General features: G+C 50.9%; 1 pseudogene. It reads left to right on the top strand.

The features are described from left to right. Positions 1–513, top strand: a pseudogene (locus BEA93_RS24590) (L-threonine dehydrogenase); the annotation flags it as partial. Between the last annotated feature and the right edge of the window lie 78 nt (positions 514–591).

The raw sequence follows: 591 nt of genomic DNA, 5'->3' as shown, positions 1-591 counted from the left end.
GGTACGGCTTCGGAAATGACCCGTTTCTGTATTATTACTGACGAAGAGCGCCATATAAAAATGGCGATCGTCGATAAACATGTTACTCCCATACTTTCTGTGAACGATGCTGCACTGATGCTCGGTATGCCACCATCACTGACTGCAGCAACCGGCATGGATGCTCTGACACATGCCATTGAAGCATATGTGTCAACCGCGGCAACGCCGATCACGGACGCCTGTGCCCTGAAGGCTGTCACCATGATTGCTGAAAACCTGCCGGCTGTTGTGGCTGATGGTAAAAATGAGGAAGCCCGTGAAGCAATGGCCTATGCTCAGTTCCTGGCCGGAATGGCATTCAACAATGCTTCTCTGGGCTATGTTCATGCTATGGCACACCAGTTAGGGGGGGTCTACGATCTGCCTCATGGTATCTGTAATGCCGTATTGTTGCCGCATGTCCAGGAATTCAACAGCAGAGTCGCGGCTGGTCGTTTACGTGATTGTGCGGCGGCAATGGGCGTGAACGTGGCGTAATGTTCCGGTGACCTCATCTTCACAGAAATTTTCACGCCATTAGCATTCCGGTATTCGTATAACTTCCTTCTG

Source organism: Escherichia sp. MOD1-EC5950 (assembly GCF_002965345.1).
Classification (GTDB): Bacteria; Pseudomonadota; Gammaproteobacteria; order Enterobacterales; family Enterobacteriaceae; genus Escherichia; species Escherichia marmotae.
The sequence above is the reverse complement of the archived record's forward strand: the minus strand, read 5'-3'. Positions and strand labels throughout refer to the sequence as shown.